This window comes from Paenibacillus sp. J14 (assembly GCF_000518465.1).
GTDB classification, from domain to species: Bacteria; Bacillota; Bacilli; order Paenibacillales; family Paenibacillaceae; genus Fontibacillus; species Fontibacillus barengoltzii.
Genome location: NZ_JADQ01000011.1, coordinates 70,172 through 90,387, shown reverse-complemented (window position 1 = coordinate 90,387; position 20,216 = coordinate 70,172). Strand labels below are relative to the sequence as shown.

Here is a 20,216-nt window from a genome sequence, read left to right as displayed (position 1 = left end):
GGTGCGGCATGAATAACACCGTCATCAGCGCGATGGTATCGATGAGCGGGATTCAGCAACGGTTGGACTTGCTGGCCGATAATATCGCTAACACGAACACAGTAGGGTATAAACGAAAAGAAGCTAACTTTGAAGACACGCTGACTCGGGTGCAGAACCAGACTTCGGATCTGAATCTGCCGGGCCGGGCTACACCGTCCGGATTCACTCTGGGCTTTGGCTCTAGAATGTCGCAGGTCACTGTCAATTATGCTCAGGGTTCGATTCAAGAGACTGGCAATATGACGGATTTGGCCATTCAAGGCAATGCGATGTTTAGCGTATTGTCGCCGGAAGGGATCGTTGCTTATACCCGGGGTGGGGATTTTCACATTCAACCGGATCCAGATGATGCCGAGTCGGCCTTCTTGGTCAATCAACTCGGGTATGTCGTTTTGAACGCCGAAGGCGAGCCGATCACGTTCCCGTCCGATGCCAAGCTTAGCATTGATGCAGAAGGAAATATCCTGGCTACCAATGGAGAAGGCACAACGGAAGTCGGACGAATCGCGTTGTTGACGGCGGAGAAGCCGGATGTCCTCGTTCAGAAAGACGGAAACCTCTTTGTTCTGGCTGCGGGGGTTGACCCTGCTGAAGCGATGGTAGATACCCTTACCCTTCCGCAGGAGCAACGGGCCAGCTTGCGCCAAGGGGCGCTGGAAGCCTCTAACGTAGATTTGACGGAAGCGATGGCAGAGATGCTTCAGGTACAGCGCGCCTACCAATTGACAGCTCGTGCGCTAACCTCAGGTGAGACGATGATGGGTCTAGCCAACAACTTGCGCGGATAGGTGGGATGCTTCATGAGTGAAGACAGTCAACCGGTGAGCAAACGGCCGGCCTGGATCGTCATCCTGAAGATCGTGCTTGTGTTGCTCGTTCTTGTTGCGGCTCTGGCGGCAGGTATGGTCGTAGGGTATGTTGTGTTTGGCAAACAAGAATTGTCCGATATTTGGAACTGGGCAACTTGGAAGCATGTATTTGACTTGGTCTTTGCTCCATAAGGCCATTCAAATCGTCTCTATATATATATAATAGAAGAAACCGAACGAAAATAACAAAAATGTCCACAAACTCTCGGCTAACGGGAGTTTTCTTTTTGTAGGCGAAAAATGTATAATGATGGGGGACTTAGGTGAGAAAAACCGTCAAAAGGGCTGTATCCGTAATCGACCGGGGGGTCAATTGCGGATAAGCCCCTTATCTTAACCTTCGCTTCTGCAGAGGCGAAGGATATCTACAGTGTGAACGGATACCCGCATTTTTATTCAAGTTGGGATGCGCCCAATCCGAAACTCATGCCCTAAACCGAAAGGAGACGTACATATGTTAAACACGAACCAAATTCAGGAAATCTTGCCGCACCGTCCTCCGTTCTTACTGGTGGACCGTATTATTGAGCTGGAGGAAGGCAAACGTGCCGTTGGGATTAAGAATGTCACGATTAATGAGCCGTTCTTTACCGGGCATTTTCCGGGATACCCTGTCATGCCGGGCGTATTGATTACGGAAGCGCTGGCCCAGGTTGGGGCTGTTGCGATTCTTAACGTTGAGGAGAACCGCGGGAAGATCGGCTTCTTGGCTGGACTCGATGGATTCCGCTTCCGCGGGCAGGTCGTTCCGGGAGATACACTGCGCTTGGAAGTCGAAGTGACCCGGATGAAGGGCTCCATTGGTAAAGGCCACGCCATTGCCAAAGTGGACGATAAAGTTGTTGCTGAGGGAGACATCATGTTCGCCTTGTCTTAATGGGGCGTCATCGTGATTACTTAAGGAGGAGAACCTATCCATGACTGAAATCAGTAATGCTGTCCGTGAGAAGCTGGAGAGCTGGCTGCAGGACCCTACAATCGATGAAGCAACCAAACAGGAATTACGTGATTTGGAAAATAACCCGGCAGAACTCGAGGACCGTTTCTATCGTGACCTGGAGTTTGGGACAGGCGGGTTGCGCGGTACGATCGGCGCCGGGAGTAACCGCATGAATCGTTATACGGTAGCCCGTGCTTCGCAAGGGTTTGCCGAATATATTCTGGAAGCGCATGCGGGTCAGGCCGGGGCGCCTTCCGTTGTCATCGCGCATGATTGCCGTCACTTCTCGCCGGAATTTGCGCTGGAAGCGGCTTTGGTACTGGCCGGCAACGGTATCGTAGCCAAGCTGTTCCCGTCGCTGCGTCCAACGCCGCAGCTCTCCTACTCTGTACGCGCTCAGAAGGCGACCGGGGGCATCGTCATCACTGCAAGTCACAACCCGCCCGAGTACAACGGCTATAAAGTCTATAACTCGACAGGCGGCCAGCTCGTTCCACATGAAGCGGAGCAGGTTATTGCTCGGATTCAGAAAGTGGCTTCTTTCGCCCAAGTCAAACGGTTAAGCCGCGAAGAGGCGGAAGCGAAGGGATTGCTCGTATGGCTGGGTGCCGATGAGGATGAAGCCTTTGCGGATACGGTAGCGAACACCAGTGTTAATCGCGAGCTCATGGCTTCCGGAGCAGCGAAAGATCTGGTGGTGGTCTATACGCCGCTGCATGGAACAGGGAACCTTCCGGTTCGCCGTGCTTTGGAGAAGCTTGGTTTTACCCAAGTACACATTGTGAAGGAACAGGAGTTGCCGGATGGTGATTTTCCAACGGTGAAGTCTCCGAACCCTGAAGAACGGGAAGCATTCACGATGGCAATCGACCTCGGCAAACAAGTAGGCGCGGATATCTTGATCGGTACAGACCCTGATGCGGACCGGATGGGTGCCGTTGTGCGCACGCGGGACGGGGAATATGAAATTCTTACCGGTAACCAATCGGGCTCCTTGCTCGTTCATTATGTATTAAGTCAAATGAAGGAAAGAGGAACGCTTCCGAACAATGGCGCGGTCGTGAAGACGATCGTAACCAGCGAATTTGGCGCTGCGATTGCCCGTCATTATGGGGCTACGGTGTTTAACACGCTGACCGGCTTCAAATATATCGGGGAGAAAATGAACGAATTTGAAGCTTCCGGTGAGTATACTTATTTGTTTGGTTATGAGGAAAGCTATGGATATCTGGCGGGCAACTATGCGCGCGACAAGGATGCCGTTGTGGCCTCCATGTTGATCTGTGAAGCGGCGGCATATTACAAACGCCAAGGCAAGACCTTGATTGACGTATTGGAGGAACTGTACCAACAGTTCGGTTATTACCGCGAAACGCTGGCTTCCCGTACATTGAAAGGCAAAGACGGGCTGGCCCAAATCGGTGCGCTGATGGAAGCCTTCCGCAGCAATCCGCCGAAGGAAATTGGGGGCGTGCGTGTATCCGAAGTACTGGATTATTCGCAAGGTCTCGACGGTTTGCCGAAGGAGAACGTATTGAAGTTTTTGCTGGATGATGGTTCGTGGTTCTGCTTGCGTCCTTCGGGTACGGAACCGAAGATTAAATTCTATTTTGGCGTTTGCGGTACATCGACGGAAGATGCCAAGGCACGTCTGAATCGGATTCAGGAAGATGTTCTTGCTCGCGTCGATCAATAATCGGCAAGCAGGTTGGGGAAACAAATAACAGATGTGGATTCATGCATTTTTGAGGAGGTACCTTAGTGATTCGAAGTTGGCAGCGGTGGAATAACGCTTCCCGAAAATTGTTGTGGGTTTTGGTGATTGTCGGTATCCTGGCTTCTGTGCCAGTGATCGCGCAGCGGGTTCAAACGGAATCCTCCGCAAACAAAGTGGAGTTCGTCTTTAATTATCGAGGGTTGCTGGATATCGCATCGTATAAGGCGAATCCGCAGGCGTATATGGACGAGCAGCTGGACCGTCTGAAGGAAGCTGGCGTGGGCACCATGGCGATGTTTGAAAGCACGCTGGATGAATTGGTGAAAGCGCGCCGGATTATGGTGTTTAGTTCGTTGGAAGTTGCGAAGCTGAATAGTACTGTCGTGACGAATAGCGGCAATTACACCTACCTGGCGTTTACAAGTGCGGAGAACGAAGCGCAGTTGAAGCCGATGATCGAAGCGGCATTCCGCAAGCTGGACGTGCCGGTGGCAAGCTGGCAGTATCAAGATCATGGCGGTCTCGCGATCGGTATGGGCATGGAAGAAGCGATGATGAAGCCGATGCCGCTAGATCCGATTGCGTTTAACATGCTGCGGGAGAAAGGCTTTACGATTTTGCCGCGGCTTTCGGACAATATCCCTTATGATCAGGAAGAGATGGATCAACTGCTGGCCTTTTTCGCTGAAAACGGGGTAAATCGCATTCTGTTCGACGGCGAAGCGGTGAAAGGCTTTAGCGAGGATGAAGCGAAGCATAGTCTTCAAGGTTTTGCGGATTTGCTGAAAAAATATAACATCGGCATCGCGGCCATCGAGAATTTGAAGGCGCCGCAAAAAGGCTTCAACAAACTGGCTTACCTGATTGACTATAACGTTGTGCGCCTGCATTCCTTGTCGGATGCGGAGGCTTCGCAAGATAAAATGACGCTGGCTGACCGGTTCGTTCTGGCGACCAAAGACCGGAACATCCGGATGGTGTACCTGAACGCTTCGGCTTCCAAAGATGTGGCGAAAGCGTCGATTACGAATCCCATCGATAATCTGATCGACGCGCTGCAAGCTCCGGGGAATGCGGTGCAACGGATCGAAAACAACGGATTTGAGCTGGGACAAGCCGAAGCCTTCACGATTCACGATGCCAGCTGGCAAAGATATCTGAAAGCACTGGTTGTCCTTGGAGGCGTGGCGTTTGTCGCATTGCTGATATCCTGCTTCCTGCCGTCGCTTGCGCTGGCTGCTTTTGTGATCGGCCTGGTGGGGTCGGCTGGATTGTACGTGCTGAAGCCGGTATTGCTCGAACAGGCACTAGCCTTGTTCGTCGCCATCAGTGCGCCGACGATTGCAATGGTGCTGGCGATTCGCAAGGTGCAGGAGCTTCAGGAGAAGCATCCGAATCTCTCGGGTGGACGGCGGCTGACGCATACGATTGTGTTGTATGTCAAAACCGCGTTGTTGTCTCTATTTGCAGTACCGTTTGTGATCGCGCTTCTGAACAACATTACGTACAGCCTGGTGCTGAATCAATTCCGCGGCGTCAGCCTGCTGCATTTGGCGCCGATTCTGCTGATCGCCGTGTATGTCTTCTTATACCGGGGCAACTCGGTTTGGGAGGAATTGCGCAAATGGCTTAGCATGCGGATTACGGTGCTATGGGTTGTCGTTGCTGCTGTACTTGGCGTGGTGGCACTGTACTACCTGTCCCGCACCGGAAATGCGGGAACATTGCTGCCGGGTGAAGCGGCCTTCCGTTCTTTCCTGGAGAATACCTTTGGTGTTCGGCCGCGGAACAAAGAATTTTTGCTGGCGCATCCGCTCTTTATCGTTGGCCTGTTTGCCGCATTCCGCTATCGCTGGGCGATGTTCGCGATGATTATCGCGGTGATGGGCCAGTTGTCGATGGTTGACACGTTCGCACATATTCACACGCCGGCCGTACTTTCGTTGATCCGCGATGTTCTGGGTCTCGGACTTGGTCTTGTGATTGGTTTGATTGCCGTTCTCGTTTGGCAAATCATTGAAAGGTGCTGGGATAAATGGTCGCCACGGCTACTAAAACCATAGTTCTATCAGGGTATTACGGATTTCGCAACAGCGGGGACGAAGCGGTGCTTCAATCGATTCTGACCGCGTTGGAAGAAGAAGGCCTTACCTCGGGCGTGGACATCAAGCCCGTTGTGCTGTCCATCGATCCGGAATGGACAAGCCGCACATATGGGGTGGACGCTGTGCACCGGATGAAACTCGGCGAGGTAAGGAAGGCTATAAAGAGCAGCGACGGATTGATCAGCGGGGGCGGCAGCTTGCTGCAGGATGCGACGGGGATTAAGTCGATTCCGTATTATCTGGGTATCATCAAGCTGGCGCAATGGCTCGGCAAGCCGACCTTCGTGTATGCTCAAGGCATCGGACCGGTGAACCGCAAGCTGTTCCGGCCTTTGATCGCTTCGGTGTTCCGGCGCTGCGACTATATTTCCGTACGCGATGCGGAATCGGCCAGCTTGCTCCGGGACATGGGGCTGCGCGGCAAAGATGCCATCCAGGTGGTGCCTGACCCGGTGATGGGGTTGACACTTCGGGAGCCTGCGAATGGCTCCTCGGAAGGGCGCGGCGAGGAAGGCGAGTCCGCTTCCGAGCTGCCGGTCGTGGGCGTATCGGTTCGCTTCTGGAACCCATCGCGAACCGATCTTGCGCAGCTGGCCGAGGGGCTCTCGCTGCTCTGCCGCCGCAAGCCGGTGCATATCCGCTTTCTGCCCTTCCATTTCCCAGGTGACGACGAAGCTTCGCGCTTTGTGATGGAACGGTTGGGAAATGTAGCGGAACGCGGTTGCACCGTAAGCATTGCGCCAGAGGCGGAGCACCCGCAGGATATGCTGCGGGAGGTCAGCCAGTGCAGCCTGCTGATCGGCATGCGGCTGCACAGCTTGATCTACGCCGCCTCGCAGAACGTCCCGCTGCTCGGCGTCTCGTATGACCCGAAGATCGACCATTTCTTAGGTCGCATCGGAAGCGTCCCGGTGGGGACCGCGGAGGAGCTGGATCCGCGGATCTTGGCCGCGGAAGGGGAGCGCCTCCTGCAGGAAGCCGGGACGTGGCGCAAAACCCACGCCGCGCAAATAGCCGAACTGAAGCGGGAGGCACGGGTGCCCGCGCGGCGGATCGTTGAATTTTTACGAAAGTGATGGGTGAACAGGTGATGACGATGATCAAGGAAGGTATCCCGACGGTTTCGGTCTTTGGCGTTCCCGTCTGCAAATGGGGGATGAAGGAGACGGTCGCTTATTTGACGGAGGTGGTTGCCGCCAAGACGCCGCACCATGTGATTACGGCCAATCCGATCATGATGATGGCGGCGATTGAGAATCCGGAATATAAAGCGATGATGAAAACCGCCGAACTGATTGTGCCGGACGGAACGGGGCTGGTCTGGGCTGCGCAAAAAGGCGGCGACCCGGTGACAGAACGCGTGCCGGGGTACGATCTGCTGCACGAATTGATGAAGCAAGGGGAGCGCCGCGGTTGGAAGGTGTACCTGCTCGGTGCAGCGCCAGACGTCGTGAAGGAAACGGCTCGCCGATTGGCTCTGCAATATCCTGGAACGACGATTGCGGGATATCGTGACGGCTACTTCGGTCCGGACCAAGACCCGGAAGTGATCAACGAAATCGTCAAAGCCGTGCCTGATCTGCTGTTTGTTGCCCGGGGGGCAGACACGCAGGAGCCTTGGATCGCCAAATACAAAGACGTCCTGCGCGTCCCTGTCATGATGGGCGTTGGCGGCAGTTTTGACGTCATTTCCGGACGAACCAAAAGAGCCCCTGTGGCCTTCCAGAAGCTTCGGTTGGAATGGCTGTACCGGTTGTTAAAGGAACCTACCCGCTTCCGCAGAATGCTGGCGTTGCCGAAATTCGCCGTACGCGTGCTGCGGGAGAAAGAAAACCTTACGAAAATGGGCTAAAAGTCTCGATTTCCATGAATTACTGTGATTTTTTGCGCAAATGAGGGGTTGGTGTTTCTCTTTAATCGGAGTATAATCATTCCGGTGCAGAACAATTGGAGGTCGAAATTGAATGTTGATGATCTATATCATCGGGTTTATCGTATCACTTGGCTTGGCTTTGGGCCTAACGCCGCTCGTAAAAAAATTCGCTGTTAAAGTCGGCGCCGTGGATGTGCCCAATGCGCGCAAAGTGCATACACGAATCATGCCGAGACTCGGTGGTTTAGGGATATTTTTATCTTTTGTCATCGCGTTTTTTCTGATTCTTCCATTCTTACCTGACGTATTCACGGTACGCGAAGTGAACTTTATCAAAGCCTTCCTGGTGGGCGGAACGATTACCGTGCTGCTGGGTGCTTTGGACGATCGCTACGATTTGCCGGCAAAATTGAAATTTTTAATTCAAATTGCAACGGCCTGCGTGGTCGTGTTCGTATTTGATATCCGGATTGAATTTGCGAATATTCCATTTCACACCTACGCTGCAGTGGAGACGTGGGTGGCCATTCCATTCACCATCCTGTGGATTGTTGGTGTGACGAATGCCATTAACCTCATTGACGGATTGGACGGGTTGGCTGCTGGGGTCTCTGCCATTGCGATCGGGACAATTGCCGTCATGGCATTCCTGATGGGCAATGTGATGGTGGCGTTGCTTTGCCTGTTGCTGCTGGGCAGCATTATTGGATTCCTGTACTTTAACTTCCACCCGGCGAAAATCTTCATGGGAGACTCGGGCGCCTTATTTCTCGGCTTTAGCTTAGCGCTGTTATCGTTGCTCGGCTTTAAGCAGATTGCGATCGTGTCGTTCCTGACGCCGCTGATCCTGATCGGTGTGCCGCTCTCGGATACGATGTTCGCCATCGTGCGCCGCTGGATGCAGAAGAAGCCGATCTTCTCGCCGGACAAGGGGCACTTGCACCATTGCCTGCGTGAGCTCGGATTCAGCCACCGTCAGACGGTGCTGATCATTTACGGCATCGCCGCTTTCTTCGGCGTACTGGCTGTGATCCAGTCGTCGGCTGCGATGTACAACGCGAACTGGGTGACGTTTGTCGTCATCTGCGTCATGGTCTTCTTCCTGCAAATCGGTGCCGAAGTCATCGGCCTAATTGGCAAAACGAAGCGCCCCGTGCTCGACTTCCTCGCCCGCCTTCGCATGAAGGTGTCGGAGGAGCGCGGTACGAAATAATAGCATTCCTAAATGCAGGGCAATTATGCATTTCTTTACTTGATGATAGGACAACCCTTGACGGTGATGAGCCGCAGGGGTTGTTTTTTTGTGCTTGTTCCAGCTGTGTACCCTCTTCCTGCCCGAAGTACCTTCGACCGCTCTGTACGCCTCCAGTCACTAGCCCTCTGATCTGATCTAACGGACTCCAGAGCCGTTATTTGCGCTTTGTTGCTCCTGATCGCAGTCTAACGGACAGTGGAGACTTTATTCCGCGCTACTTTGCCAATTTCACGTCAGAACAAGGCCTATAAGATCTCTGGTGTCCCTTAGATCGGGAAATGGGTGGGAAATCGGCGAATAAGGTCATTACGGTCCGTTAGCGTCACTGCGTTAGCGTCACTGAAGAGACTGGCGACGGGGGCTGCCGAGGTGGGGTGAGAGGAGAGGGACTATTACTGTAGAGGAGGAAACTGAGCGAACGGGATAATCAAGGAGCAAACCACGCCGAGACGGCGTTTTTTTAATCCCAGGATTTCTGTTGGATTCTCTTTCAAGTTTTCCTAAAATTCTTCCAACTTTCGACCGATAACATATGTAAGTGACGCTTTTGGGCAGTCCCTGCAGAACTTTGACGGGGACAATCAACACACACTACATGACAAAGGAGAGATTAATCCATGCAACGCTTGAAGAAGCCGTTTATATGGTTAATGCTCACGGCATTAATCATCACATTGTTGCCATCGGGGTTCGTACCTACGGCCAATGCTGCTCAGGGCAACTATTTTATTCCGGATGACTTAACTCTGAGAAATACGACTACGTTAACACTCACTCCCGGTCCAGACCAAGTCGCTCGGGATAGCCGAATGTATACAACAACGCTTCCTACGATGACTTTTACCGGTACTTATTCTCAGGTTACTGAGGACTCCCTAAAGGTTAAAGTTGAACGTTTGACCTTTAAAGTTACAAATCAGGCTACGGGTGAGGGGGTCTGGGAGACAGATAGTTCTCAATTTAAAAATGGGAATATCTCTAGGGATACCTCGTCATCTTTCCAGGATAAGTTCAAAGTTACCAACTTGCCGTTATTCCCAGGGTTTAACCGAATTACGTTATCGGGTTCCCAGAATGGGATAACTCGTGAATCGACATTCTATGCTTTATTTGATCAAGTTCCATACGTACAAGATTTGAAATTGTTAGGATCCAGTTATGGAACCATTTACTTAAACGAGGGTTCGGAGGTTGTTGCAGATAAAGAAAACGTCTCGATCTCCGGTGAAGTGAAGAACGCGACGGAAGTAACCGTTAGTGTGAATGGGGGCACGGGTTTAGTCACTACATTAACACAAACGGGCAAATTCTTTTCGCCGGCCCTTAATTTGAAACCAGGCCTTAACAAAATTACGATTACTGTTAAAAGCGGCGCGGATTCTGTTACAATTGAGCGCTCCGTTTATTACTTTGATAAAAATAAACCGTTCGATACGATTGCCGTCCAGTATAACGGTGCTGAATATGATGTGAACAATAAAGTGGCAACCATCACAGAAGCCACAACACCGGCACTGCCTGTGTCTGGAACACTGAAGTTCTCGATGTTATTAAATGATACTGGTAATGCCTTTGGTGCATCGCAAGGTGCTGGAAAAGGCAATGTGACACTGACGGATTTCTTCAACACGACAAATCCGCCGTTCACGGCATTTACTGCCACAGAAACGGAAATTCCTGCACCAGACGGTGTATCCCGTGCATACAGATTAGTTGAAGTTAGTGTGCCATTCACCTTTGGAAGTGGAGACCAAAAGTTTAATCTTAGTGTGCAATATGATGGAACTTATTCGACATCTCTGAATATCAACTTCAAATACCTTCCAGGCGAGATTGGTGTTACCGGATTGAAATATATGAAGGACAGTTCAACGCCGCCAGTCAACATCAATGATCTTCCAGATTTGGATGGTACTCAAGCCGATAAAGATAATTTTTACATTTTGGTTACGGCAGACCAAGCGTTTAACAGCAGTGATCTTAAAGCAGTCTACTTGCCAAGAGGGACTACTGGACCAACAATTACTCCTGTAACTACGGGGACAGCAACACAGCATGTTTTCCAAATCACAGGATTTTCCAGTGGTACGCAACAAGTGAAATTTAGCATTGGTACCTCCAGTGCATCCAAAATTGCTACTATTACGTATGCAACGAAAAACTACATCTATGTTGAAGGCTTGTACGATGGTCAAACGATTTCGGTAGATTCAAGTAAAGCGAACCTTTACGTAGATATTAATGGGGAGTATCGCGACTTTGAAAACCTGTCAAATCCACAGTTTTTTGTGAATGGGGTTTCTAATGATAAGTTGACGCCTCCTATTGCCTTTAATCCAACGACGGCTGCGCCTACTTTCTCGATTCAACTGCCGATCGATGTTAACGGCCCCTTATATTATGGTGAGAACCGTATTAAATTCAGCGGGGTATCCATGGATGGTAAGGGGAATTCCAGAACGGTTGTTAAAGAGTTGAGACTGTACATTCTGGATACAAATGTCTCGAACATTACTGTTTTCCGTCCGAAGATTTTTGATCCAGCAGTAACGTTTACAGGTCTGGATCTGAATGATACGAGCGGAGCTAACACACAGCTGACCCAAATTCTTGCGGGCTCGCCTGAGTTTAAGTTGGTTGGAGAGATTTATGAAACTAGCGCCAAGAATTATGATCTGATCATTCAAGGGGCAGGAGCCAAAATTATTAACTTAATGCGGGGCTCCGAGAGCGTCTTTAATTCCCAAACAGATGCACCTACTGCGGATCTGACTTCAACGGCGATGACAAGCACACAAATTCTTACAGGAACCATTGTTCGGAGCGGTAAACCGGACGTTGGTTATGATATGGCTGTATTTAACGGCAAGTTTGTATTGAGAATTAAGGATATTGCACTGGATTCGTTAGGAAGTCAGGTATATAATCTGGAGCTTATCAATTCTACGGGAGCCCGGACTTTGCAAAGACTGGAGATTTCTCGCGTATTGGCACCATATCGGATTCTATCTCCGGTTCCGACGGTAGGCGATCAGATCATCGTTAACAAGAACTTTGTTCGGTTCGATATTGAGGCTGAAGGTGCAACCCGAGTCATTATTGATAAAGGGGAAGCCATTCGTCGTACGGACCTGCCTGAAAATGCACCGGCAAGATTTATCTATGATTTTGTAGGGCTCAAACCGGATAAGACGACCAAGATCAAAATTCAAATTATACGTGGAACCGAAACGCTTAATGACACTATAGAGGTTTATTATACGAGTGCTGTTGCTGTGGATTCGCAGTATATGACGGAGAAACCGGCCACGAAGTATTCGGCGTTTAATAAAGCGTTGGAGTTAACTTTCCCTAAAGGTACCGTATTAAAAACAGCAAATGTACCTGAGGGTGGCGTAACTAAATTTTATCCGGACAATAAGTTGTTATTTGGGATTGCAGATCCTAAGAACGGGATCTTGGAGCGCCGGAACGATTACGGAAACTTCTTTAACATTGATAAGGACGAAAGAACACCAAATGGCTTAGCAACCTTGACTTTGCCAGAGGACTTGTCTGAGTTGTTCAACTCAACGGCCAAAACAAGCAATTTCACTAGAGTTTCTGATGTTTACTGGATTAACGGGGGTTACGGCGAGTATGGAAGCGGAGATTCGTATAAGCCGGCGACAAATGGTTTGCCGCCATATTCGATTTTGCCGCAGTACTCCGATTCCCAAAACTTCCGGGATCTCTTGCTACGAGAACCAGAAAGAAAGCTTGTACCTTCCCAACGCGGCACGTTGAAGCTAGCCTTCAACAAGAGCGTCGTGGATGAGGCAGGAACTACGGTAACGGTATTCCGATTCACCGAAAATTCGGAATGGGAGAATATCGGCGGGACTGTCGATACGAAGAACAATACCATTACCGTGCCTTTTGATGATTTTGGCTACTATGTTGTCATGAAGCAAAGCCGTGGATTCAGCGATATCACGAACCATCCATGGGCACGGAATATGCTGAATGCTCTGTATTCGAAGGGAATTATGGCAAATCTGCAGCCGAATACGTTCGGAGCCGACGATCTGACGACTCGCGGGGAATTTGCTACATTGCTGGTCAAAGGCCTTAATATCCCATTGAATTATGACAATAAAGTTCAAACTTATTTTGACGTTGTACCAAATGCCAAAACAGATACCTGGGAGTTCAAGTATATTGAAACGGCCTCCCGTGCAGGGATCATTACAGGTATTACTGAAGGATACTTTGGGGTTGAGGAGCCGATCACCAGAGAACAGGCAGCCATGATGATTGCTCGTGCACTCAAACTGAAGCTTCCGGCTAATGATAGTAAGTTGAATGCAACGTTGGCTAAGCAATTCCTGGATTCGGGAAGAATTGATCCTTATGCACGTCCAGCCGTGCAAGCTGTTTACAAAGCGAAAATCATGGATGGACAAAGTGTTACGACGGCAGGCAGCAAGAAAGCATCCGTCAATTTCAATCCGAAAAACAACATGACGAGAGCTGAGGCAGGGAAAGTTGCGGTTGAACTTCTGAAGAAAAGCTCGTCTATCTTCCCTAAAAACCTAAGCTAATAGGCGTTCAATGACTGGAGGCGGCCAAGGTTAACCATGGCCGTCTCTTTATTTCCAATTACATCTTTTTGTGTTTTCCAGAGCTTTACGTTAAAATAAGCAGAGTAATAGACAATATGCAAAAGGGTGAACTTGAACAGATGAAACCGATCCTATCGAAACCGCAGTTGGGTTATTCCAAAGCTAAGCGCAAATTTGAGGATAGATCCAAAGTATTGGAGAAGCGCATTGAAGAAACGGCTAAGCTTCAAGAAGTAACCCAGGAAGTTATGGAGAGTCTTGTGATTGAGACGGGCTTCCATGACGCATTCACCGAGCTGCGTGCAGCCGAAAACGAACTGATTGAATGGTCTCATAACACGATGAAGCATGAGAAGACATACAAAGATAACAAAAAAGCCATCGACGAGATGTATGAGAAACTGAATACCGATCCGCAAATGCGGGCTCGTATTATTCAATTGGCCATGAGAGTAAGGTAACTTGTGGCCAATTGGGTACGAGATATGCCCATAAGGCGTCCAAAATTGGACGTCTTATTTGTCGTGCGCTCACATACAATGGAGATAGCGCGAAAATGGGAAAAGTTGCTTAATGACTGACATATTTCGGCATGTTATACTAATTTCCGTCAGGCGGTAAGGGAGTAAAAAAGGCGTAACACAGGGGAATCTTAGAAAAAGTTACAATCTCGCAATTTTTTTTAAATCCCCCGCAACTTTTTGAAACCTGCTGCGTTTAAGATGTAGAGCATTGGCAATGGCGACTGTTTTAGACATGGCAAGGTCTCCCTCATAGGGAAACTTGTCTATCTATTAGAAAAATTAGCTTTACGGCTCTGGGGACCCATTGTATAATGTTTAGGTAGGATTAGGAAACTAGTCTATTTCTACATTCTATTCATTCTCGTTTACAAGTTTCTGCAGTTCTGCTGCAGACCTAATTTATAGGAAACCTGCTCAAGCTCTGGAAAGGGGGTGCAATGGCTAATGAGTAACACGAGCTATTCATTTAAAGAAAACTCTCATGTGATAGTTAATCAAGGAGGAGAAAAAAAGGTTATGAAGAAAATTTTGTCCGTAGCTTTGTCTACAGCAATGGCATTCTCCATGTTTGCTTCCGTAGCATTCGGTGCTGATGCCAAACTGACTCCAGAGCAACAATTTAACGCTCTGAAAGAAGCAGGTATCGTATCTGGCTTCCCAGACGGCCTGTCCCACTTGGAAAGAACGCTGACTCGCGCTGAACTCGCGAAAATCATCGTTAACTCCCTGAGCCTGGAACCAGTTGACGCTACTTCTTACAACGATAAGAACTATGCGAACCACTGGGGCCGTCCTTACATTGAAGCTGCTACACAAGCTGGCATCCTCAATGGTAAAGACGCAGTTAAAAAACTGTTCGATCCGAACGGCGCAGTAACTGTACAAGAACTGGCTAAAGTTCTGGTAACTGCTCTGAAACTGGAAGTTCCTGCTGACGCTAACAACACTGCGTCCGAATGGGCTAAAGGTTATGTAGCAGCAGCTGTTAACGCTGGTTACCTGGCTGACGGCATCAACTACCAAGCTCAAGCAACTCGCTCTCAAGCAGTTGTAGCAGCATACGCTATCTACGAAGCTGCTCAAGTTCCAACTGTTAAATCCTACAAAGTATTGGACAGCAAGAACGTTGAGTTCACGCTCTCCAATGGCGAAGTAGTGAAAGTAACGTTGGAAAAAGAATTGGAAGCTAACAAAGAAACTGAAGTTACTTTCAAAACTGCTGACGGCAAAGAAATCACTGCTAAAGTTACTTATGTTGTAACCGCAGCTACGAAAGTAGAAAGTGTGTCTGCAGACAACCTGAAACAAATCACTGTTAAGTTTGACGGTGAAGTGGATAAGGCTAGTGCAGAAGCAATTTCTAACTACAAGCTGAACAGAGAAATCAAGAGCGCTGAATTGTCCTCTGATGCTCGCAGTGTTGTTCTGACGCTTGAAGGTGAATACTACTCCGCTAACGGTGGTAACCAATTGGTTAACCAAACAGAAACCAAAATCACTGTTGACGGTGTGAAGAGCTCCGATAAGACTAGAACTCTGAAACAAGAAGTTAAATTCACTCCAGTTGACGTTACGACTCCTGCTGTTAAAGAAGTTGTAGGTCTTGGTACGAAAGCAATTAAAGTTGTATTCTCCGAGCCAATCGATCGTGCAACTGCAAGTGCTAGCTCGAACTACAAAATTGACGGAAAATCCATTGCTGGTTATGTTGAATATGCGTTCCCTAACAGTGTAATTATTACAACTGACACTGAAGTAGGCGACCATAAACTGACTGTTAGCAATGTTCAAGATTTCTCCGGTTTGAAAGTAGTTCCTGTAGAAACTTCTTTCTCGGTAGCGGAAGATAAAGAAGCTCCTGCTGTAGTTAAGGCTGAGTCTTCTGATCTCACTAAAGTTACAATTGAATTTGACGAGCCGGTGAAATCCGTAAGCAAAATCTATAACGGTATTTCTTCCAAAACTGGCGATGTTACCTTGGATAAAGCTAGTAACAAGGTGACGGTTAAATTCACTAAAGCAAATGCGCTTAGCGTAGGTGAAAATACTATCGTCATCGAAGGTGTAACTGACTACAGCGGCAACAGTGCAAACAGAGAAGTGAAAATCACTCCTGAACTTGACACCGCTCGCCCTGAAGTTACTGGCGTGAGTGTTGAAGTGAACTCGGCTGGTAACCATGTATTGAAAGTAAAATACAGTGAACCAGTTTATGATGGCGACACTAACACTACAGGCGCTAAACAAGCTAACTATACCGTTAAGGACAAAGACGGTAAAGTAGTTGTTGGCAAAGGTTTGGATGCAAGCGGACACCCAGTTAAAGCTATTACTTTCAACTCTGACAAGGATGAAGCAACAATTGAGTTGAGTGGCAAGTTGGATAAAGGAACTTATACTTTGGAAGTTTCTGGTGTTCAAGACAACGCATATGTACCAAACACAATTCTGCCTGTTTCGAAAACATTTGAAGTTGGCGACACTTCCGCGTTGACTGTAACTAGATTCTGGGTTGAAGAGCAAAACACTACTACTACTAAACGTGATGTTTACTTCTATGTAATGTTCAGCAAACCAGTTGCAACATCCGGTGTTGGTAGTGCAACCGAGATTGCTAAGTACATCATCGATTGGGGTACAGGTGCTGACTTCGAAGCGCTTCCTTCGGATGCATCTGTAGAATTGGTTACACCTGAAGTTGCTAAGATTATTGTTCCTTACACAGACAAAGCTATCAATAGAACTTCCAACTACAATACAGTACAGTTGAAAGTATCCTTGATTGCTGACCAAGATGGTAACTTTGCCTATAAAGATTCTGGTAGCATCTCTCCTGCAATTGGCACTGACTATGCTAATATCACAGTGAGCGAAGTTAATGCAACTGCAAAAGACAAGATCACTGTAAAATTTGCAGGTAAATTGATTAACGTAGATGCTAATGAGTTCCAACTCCAAAGCGCTACAGTAACTAGTGATACCTATGGCTTGAAACTGACTGGCTATAGCTACGATGGTGGTAATACTATCGCCAACTTCACATTGGTTGATGGTGAGAAAATTGCTGCTAAAGCCGATGTTAAGCTTGTAGCGAAAGGAACTATCGCAAATACTAAGGATGCGTTTAACAACGTGGTAGCTATTGCTGCTCCGATTACGGTTAATGACAAGATTAAACCTTCTGTTGTTAAACCTTCGGATAGTAAGCCGTTTGTATTGAGCGGTCCTACTACCGTTGCTACTGGTGAAGAATACACTGCAACTGTGAAATTTGATGAAGCTATCAATGTTGTTCCTGGTACTGGTGTAGTTAAAGTATCTGTAACAGGTACTGACCTTGTATCCACTGCCTATGCTGTTGGCACAAATCCAGACGAACTGGTCGTAACGTTCGTAACTGAAAATGCATTGGCCAACGATGCAGTAGTATCTATCGAATTGCTGTCCAGCAATGGAGATGCTAAAGCAGTAACGGATGCAAGCACAAATGCTGTTGATTCCTTCACGCTTAGCGGTGTTGTTAACCGTTTGCGTTAATAACATTCTCGAATTAAGAATTAGCCAGCATGGATTTATCCATGCTGGCTTTTTTTGCTTTCGTAGTTAAGAAAAATAATGATAATACGAAACATTTTCCTTTCAAGAACGTTATAAGCTATAGAACAAACTTGTATGGGAGGAAATGAGTTGAGAAAAATCTCATTCACAGCAGCAGTTGTGATTAGTGTAACATTGCTGGTTAGTGGTGGTGCTAATGGTGTCATGGCAGCCGAAAATAAAGCAAAAACCACGAAAACAACAAATCAGCAAACAAAGTCGGTTGTACATTCTTTAGCAAATTTAAATCCTATTAAGATCACGACCAAAAGTACAGTGCGCTTGACTGATGTTAATATTCTGAATCTTGACGAAGAAAATGTACTTACTTACACGTTAACAATCCAAAATGGTGATAATAAGACACTAGATTTGTTGGATTATTGGTCTAAAGTGAAAACAATAAGTGGCACCACTTATAGTACTTCCTTGATTACCAAAGACAAAGAGAAAAAGAAATTATCCGCTGGTTCTTCCACTACTCTCACCTATGTTTCAAAAATAGGCAAAAACACTAAAATTAGCGATCTTGTATTTCAAGTGATTAAATGGGATTTTAGCCAATCCAATTATGAAAGCCTGAAAGGGCAGTTTAAGATTCCTGCGACTTATTTAACATCCACACCTGCAGATCAATCTAAAACATTGCGTATCTTTGACACACCTGTCAAAGTCAAAATAAGTCAAGTAGCTACCTACGCTTCAGGAGACTATAATTTTGTAAGTTTAGGGCTTGATTTGCAGAACATTGGAAATAATATATTTGAAGATCCTAAAGTAAAATTTGTAATTAAGACTTCAAACGGTGCAAGCTATCCAATGTCAGTTGATCCGGCAAGTACCGATTTCAAAATACAACCACAAGATAGTAAAACATTAAACTTGATGAGTTCAATACCCAAAAGTATAAAATTAACCAATATGGAGTTGCAAATTATTCAAGATGATGAGACATCAAAATTGAGTTTGCCTATTGCAACTATGCAATTGCCGAGTGCTACCAATAAATCACTCGCAACTGAATCGAATGTCGAGAAATTCATTCCTCTTGGAAGTGGTAAGATTGCAGTAAAACTGACCAGTGCTTCGATGTTAGAAAGTTTTGATGAACACGACCTATCTATTCGATTAAATATTAGAAATACTAGTGGCTCAACAATTACATTGCCTAAGTATCAGTTTGAGTTACAAACATCGGAAGGGTATCGGTTGCCTATTACAACACAGGTTACAGACAACTTATCTTTGCAACCACTTGAAGAGCGAGTAATAAATCTTAATGTGAATATACCAGCAAATGTTAACGCAACAAAACCACAATTGTTTATGAGTCTACCTGCGGTAGCCGATTCAAAGGATACCTTCACTTATCCTGTTGGAATCTTTTTGGTTCCTGAAGTTCAACCAAGTCAGAATATGATTGGTCAAACGCAATTTGTTCAAACAAATAATGGTATATTAGGGGTTACTTTATCCTCAATTCAAAGATTACCTTGGAGCGATGGGGATATCGTTTCGGCAAAGGTTACAATTAGAAATACAGGCTATAAGACCATTCTTTTGCCGGGATTAGCAGGGGAATTGAAAGTGGACTCAGCAAAGATGACCAATGAAACTAAATTAATCTCTAGCCAAAGTGTTGGTTTACTAGGTGCAGGTATGTCTACAGATTTATATGTAGTATCAAAAGTCCCAAGTTATTTAGATTTTAGTCAACTTCAAATTTCAATATTGGAAAAATTAGGGGAAACCGCCACGACGAATTGGGTTCAATTTGGACATGCAGGAGCAATTCCTGAACTCAAATCTGTTGCTAAAGGTGAAACTTATTCTATTGAAACTATGGGTAGACAAGAGGAAGTAAAAGTGTTGCGGTCATTGGTTTATAGTAGTGCTTCTTCTGATTTGATTTATACCGAATTAGAAGTCACAAACACTGAAGATCATCAAATTGATCTTTCTCAATTCATAGGTGCTTATCAAAGTTCGAACGGACACAGCTATAAAGCGAGTGCTAGTCAAATTGATACTTCAGCAGCGCCTGACCAGAAGAGTATTGTTGCGCTCTGGGCTAAAATACCAAAGTCGATTTCAACAAGTGACATAAAACTTATTGTGGGAGAAGGAATAACTGATAATAAACTGACTCCGATTAAAGGAGAACCCAACGGCTATGTGAATGCTGCTGCATTTGAATTAGGCGGGGCTATTTCTCCAAGTGTATCTAAAACTTTAGAGAGCCTAGATTTGTTCCCATATAAGTTAACGGTGAAAAATGCTCGAGCTGCACTATCAGGTTCTTCCTCTGTTCAGCTAACATTTGATTATAATCAAACACGGAACATGGATTATGCGATTGGTGAGTTCGGTCATAAGTATCTATTTGAAGTTGTCGATAGTAGTGGTCACACGTTTGAGAAGGAGTTTGCGCCTGAAACTGATCTTAGAGTGACTAATGGAGGAAGTGCAAGCTTCAGTTTTACTGATAGCATTTTTGAGAATAGAAGATCAGGTTCGTTCCAGCTTAATGTTTATGATCTGTTTGAGGGTCATAAAGTGAAGTTAGGTAGCCAAAGCTTCTACTATACAACAACATCTTTAGAATAAGTGAACAGTATAAGCCCAAATCCCTCCGGATTTGGGCTTGTTCCTTTCTACCAAAACCTCTATCATAGACAATAACAGAGTCA

At 47.0% G+C, this 20,216-nt stretch carries 12 protein-coding genes; all 12 read left to right on the top strand.

Features of this window, described 5'->3' with window-relative positions; genetic code table 11:
• Positions 1-8 precede the first annotated feature (8 nt).
• Positions 9-830: a flagellar hook-basal body protein gene (locus M891_RS0105805; RefSeq protein ID WP_028538166.1), complete on the top strand. Its 822-nt coding sequence runs from the start codon at positions 9-11 to the stop codon at positions 828-830.
• 12 nt (positions 831-842) lie between these two features.
• Positions 843-1,043: a DNA-directed RNA polymerase subunit beta gene (locus M891_RS0105800; RefSeq protein WP_028538165.1), complete on the top strand. Its 201-nt coding sequence runs from the start codon at positions 843-845 to the stop codon at positions 1,041-1,043.
• 322 nt (positions 1,044-1,365) lie between these two features.
• Positions 1,366-1,788, top strand: a complete 423-nt coding sequence (gene fabZ / locus M891_RS0105795; protein ID WP_016314156.1) for a 3-hydroxyacyl-ACP dehydratase FabZ — start codon at positions 1,366-1,368, stop codon at positions 1,786-1,788.
• Between the two features lie 40 nt (positions 1,789-1,828).
• Positions 1,829-3,547, top strand: coding sequence for a phospho-sugar mutase (locus tag M891_RS0105790; RefSeq protein ID WP_028538164.1), 1,719 nt, complete (start codon positions 1,829-1,831; stop codon positions 3,545-3,547).
• A 65-nt stretch (positions 3,548-3,612) separates the two neighbouring features.
• A complete protein-coding gene (locus M891_RS0105785; RefSeq protein WP_028538163.1) occupies positions 3,613-5,631 on the top strand; it encodes a DUF5693 family protein in 2,019 nt (672 codons plus the stop codon).
• A complete protein-coding gene (gene csaB / locus M891_RS0105780; protein WP_028538162.1) occupies positions 5,604-6,749 on the top strand; it encodes a polysaccharide pyruvyl transferase CsaB in 1,146 nt (381 codons plus the stop codon). The genes M891_RS0105785 and csaB overlap by 28 nt, the downstream gene beginning before the upstream one ends.
• 14 nt (positions 6,750-6,763) lie before the next feature.
• Entirely contained in the window at positions 6,764-7,525 is a 762-nt protein-coding gene (locus tag M891_RS0105775; protein WP_028538161.1) for a WecB/TagA/CpsF family glycosyltransferase, read from the top strand.
• 112 nt (positions 7,526-7,637) lie between these two features.
• Complete coding sequence (locus M891_RS0105770) at positions 7,638-8,759, top strand: glycosyltransferase family 4 protein (protein ID WP_028538160.1); 1,122 nt, start codon at positions 7,638-7,640, stop codon at positions 8,757-8,759.
• A gap of 659 nt (positions 8,760-9,418) precedes the next feature.
• Entirely contained in the window at positions 9,419-13,384 is a 3,966-nt protein-coding gene (locus M891_RS0105765) for an S-layer homology domain-containing protein (protein ID WP_028538159.1), read from the top strand.
• A 140-nt stretch (positions 13,385-13,524) separates the two neighbouring features.
• The gene (locus tag M891_RS0105760) at positions 13,525-13,866 is read left to right on the top strand and encodes a hypothetical protein (RefSeq protein ID WP_028538158.1); all 342 of its coding nucleotides are present in this window, start codon (positions 13,525-13,527) and stop codon (positions 13,864-13,866) included.
• A 507-nt stretch (positions 13,867-14,373) separates the two neighbouring features.
• Positions 14,374-17,466: an S-layer homology domain-containing protein gene (locus M891_RS0105755; protein ID WP_028538157.1), complete on the top strand. Its 3,093-nt coding sequence runs from the start codon at positions 14,374-14,376 to the stop codon at positions 17,464-17,466.
• 150 nt (positions 17,467-17,616) lie between these two features.
• The gene (locus M891_RS0105750) at positions 17,617-20,133 is read left to right on the top strand and encodes a hypothetical protein (protein WP_232228295.1); all 2,517 of its coding nucleotides are present in this window, start codon (positions 17,617-17,619) and stop codon (positions 20,131-20,133) included.
• The last annotated feature ends 83 nt before the right edge of the window (positions 20,134-20,216 follow it).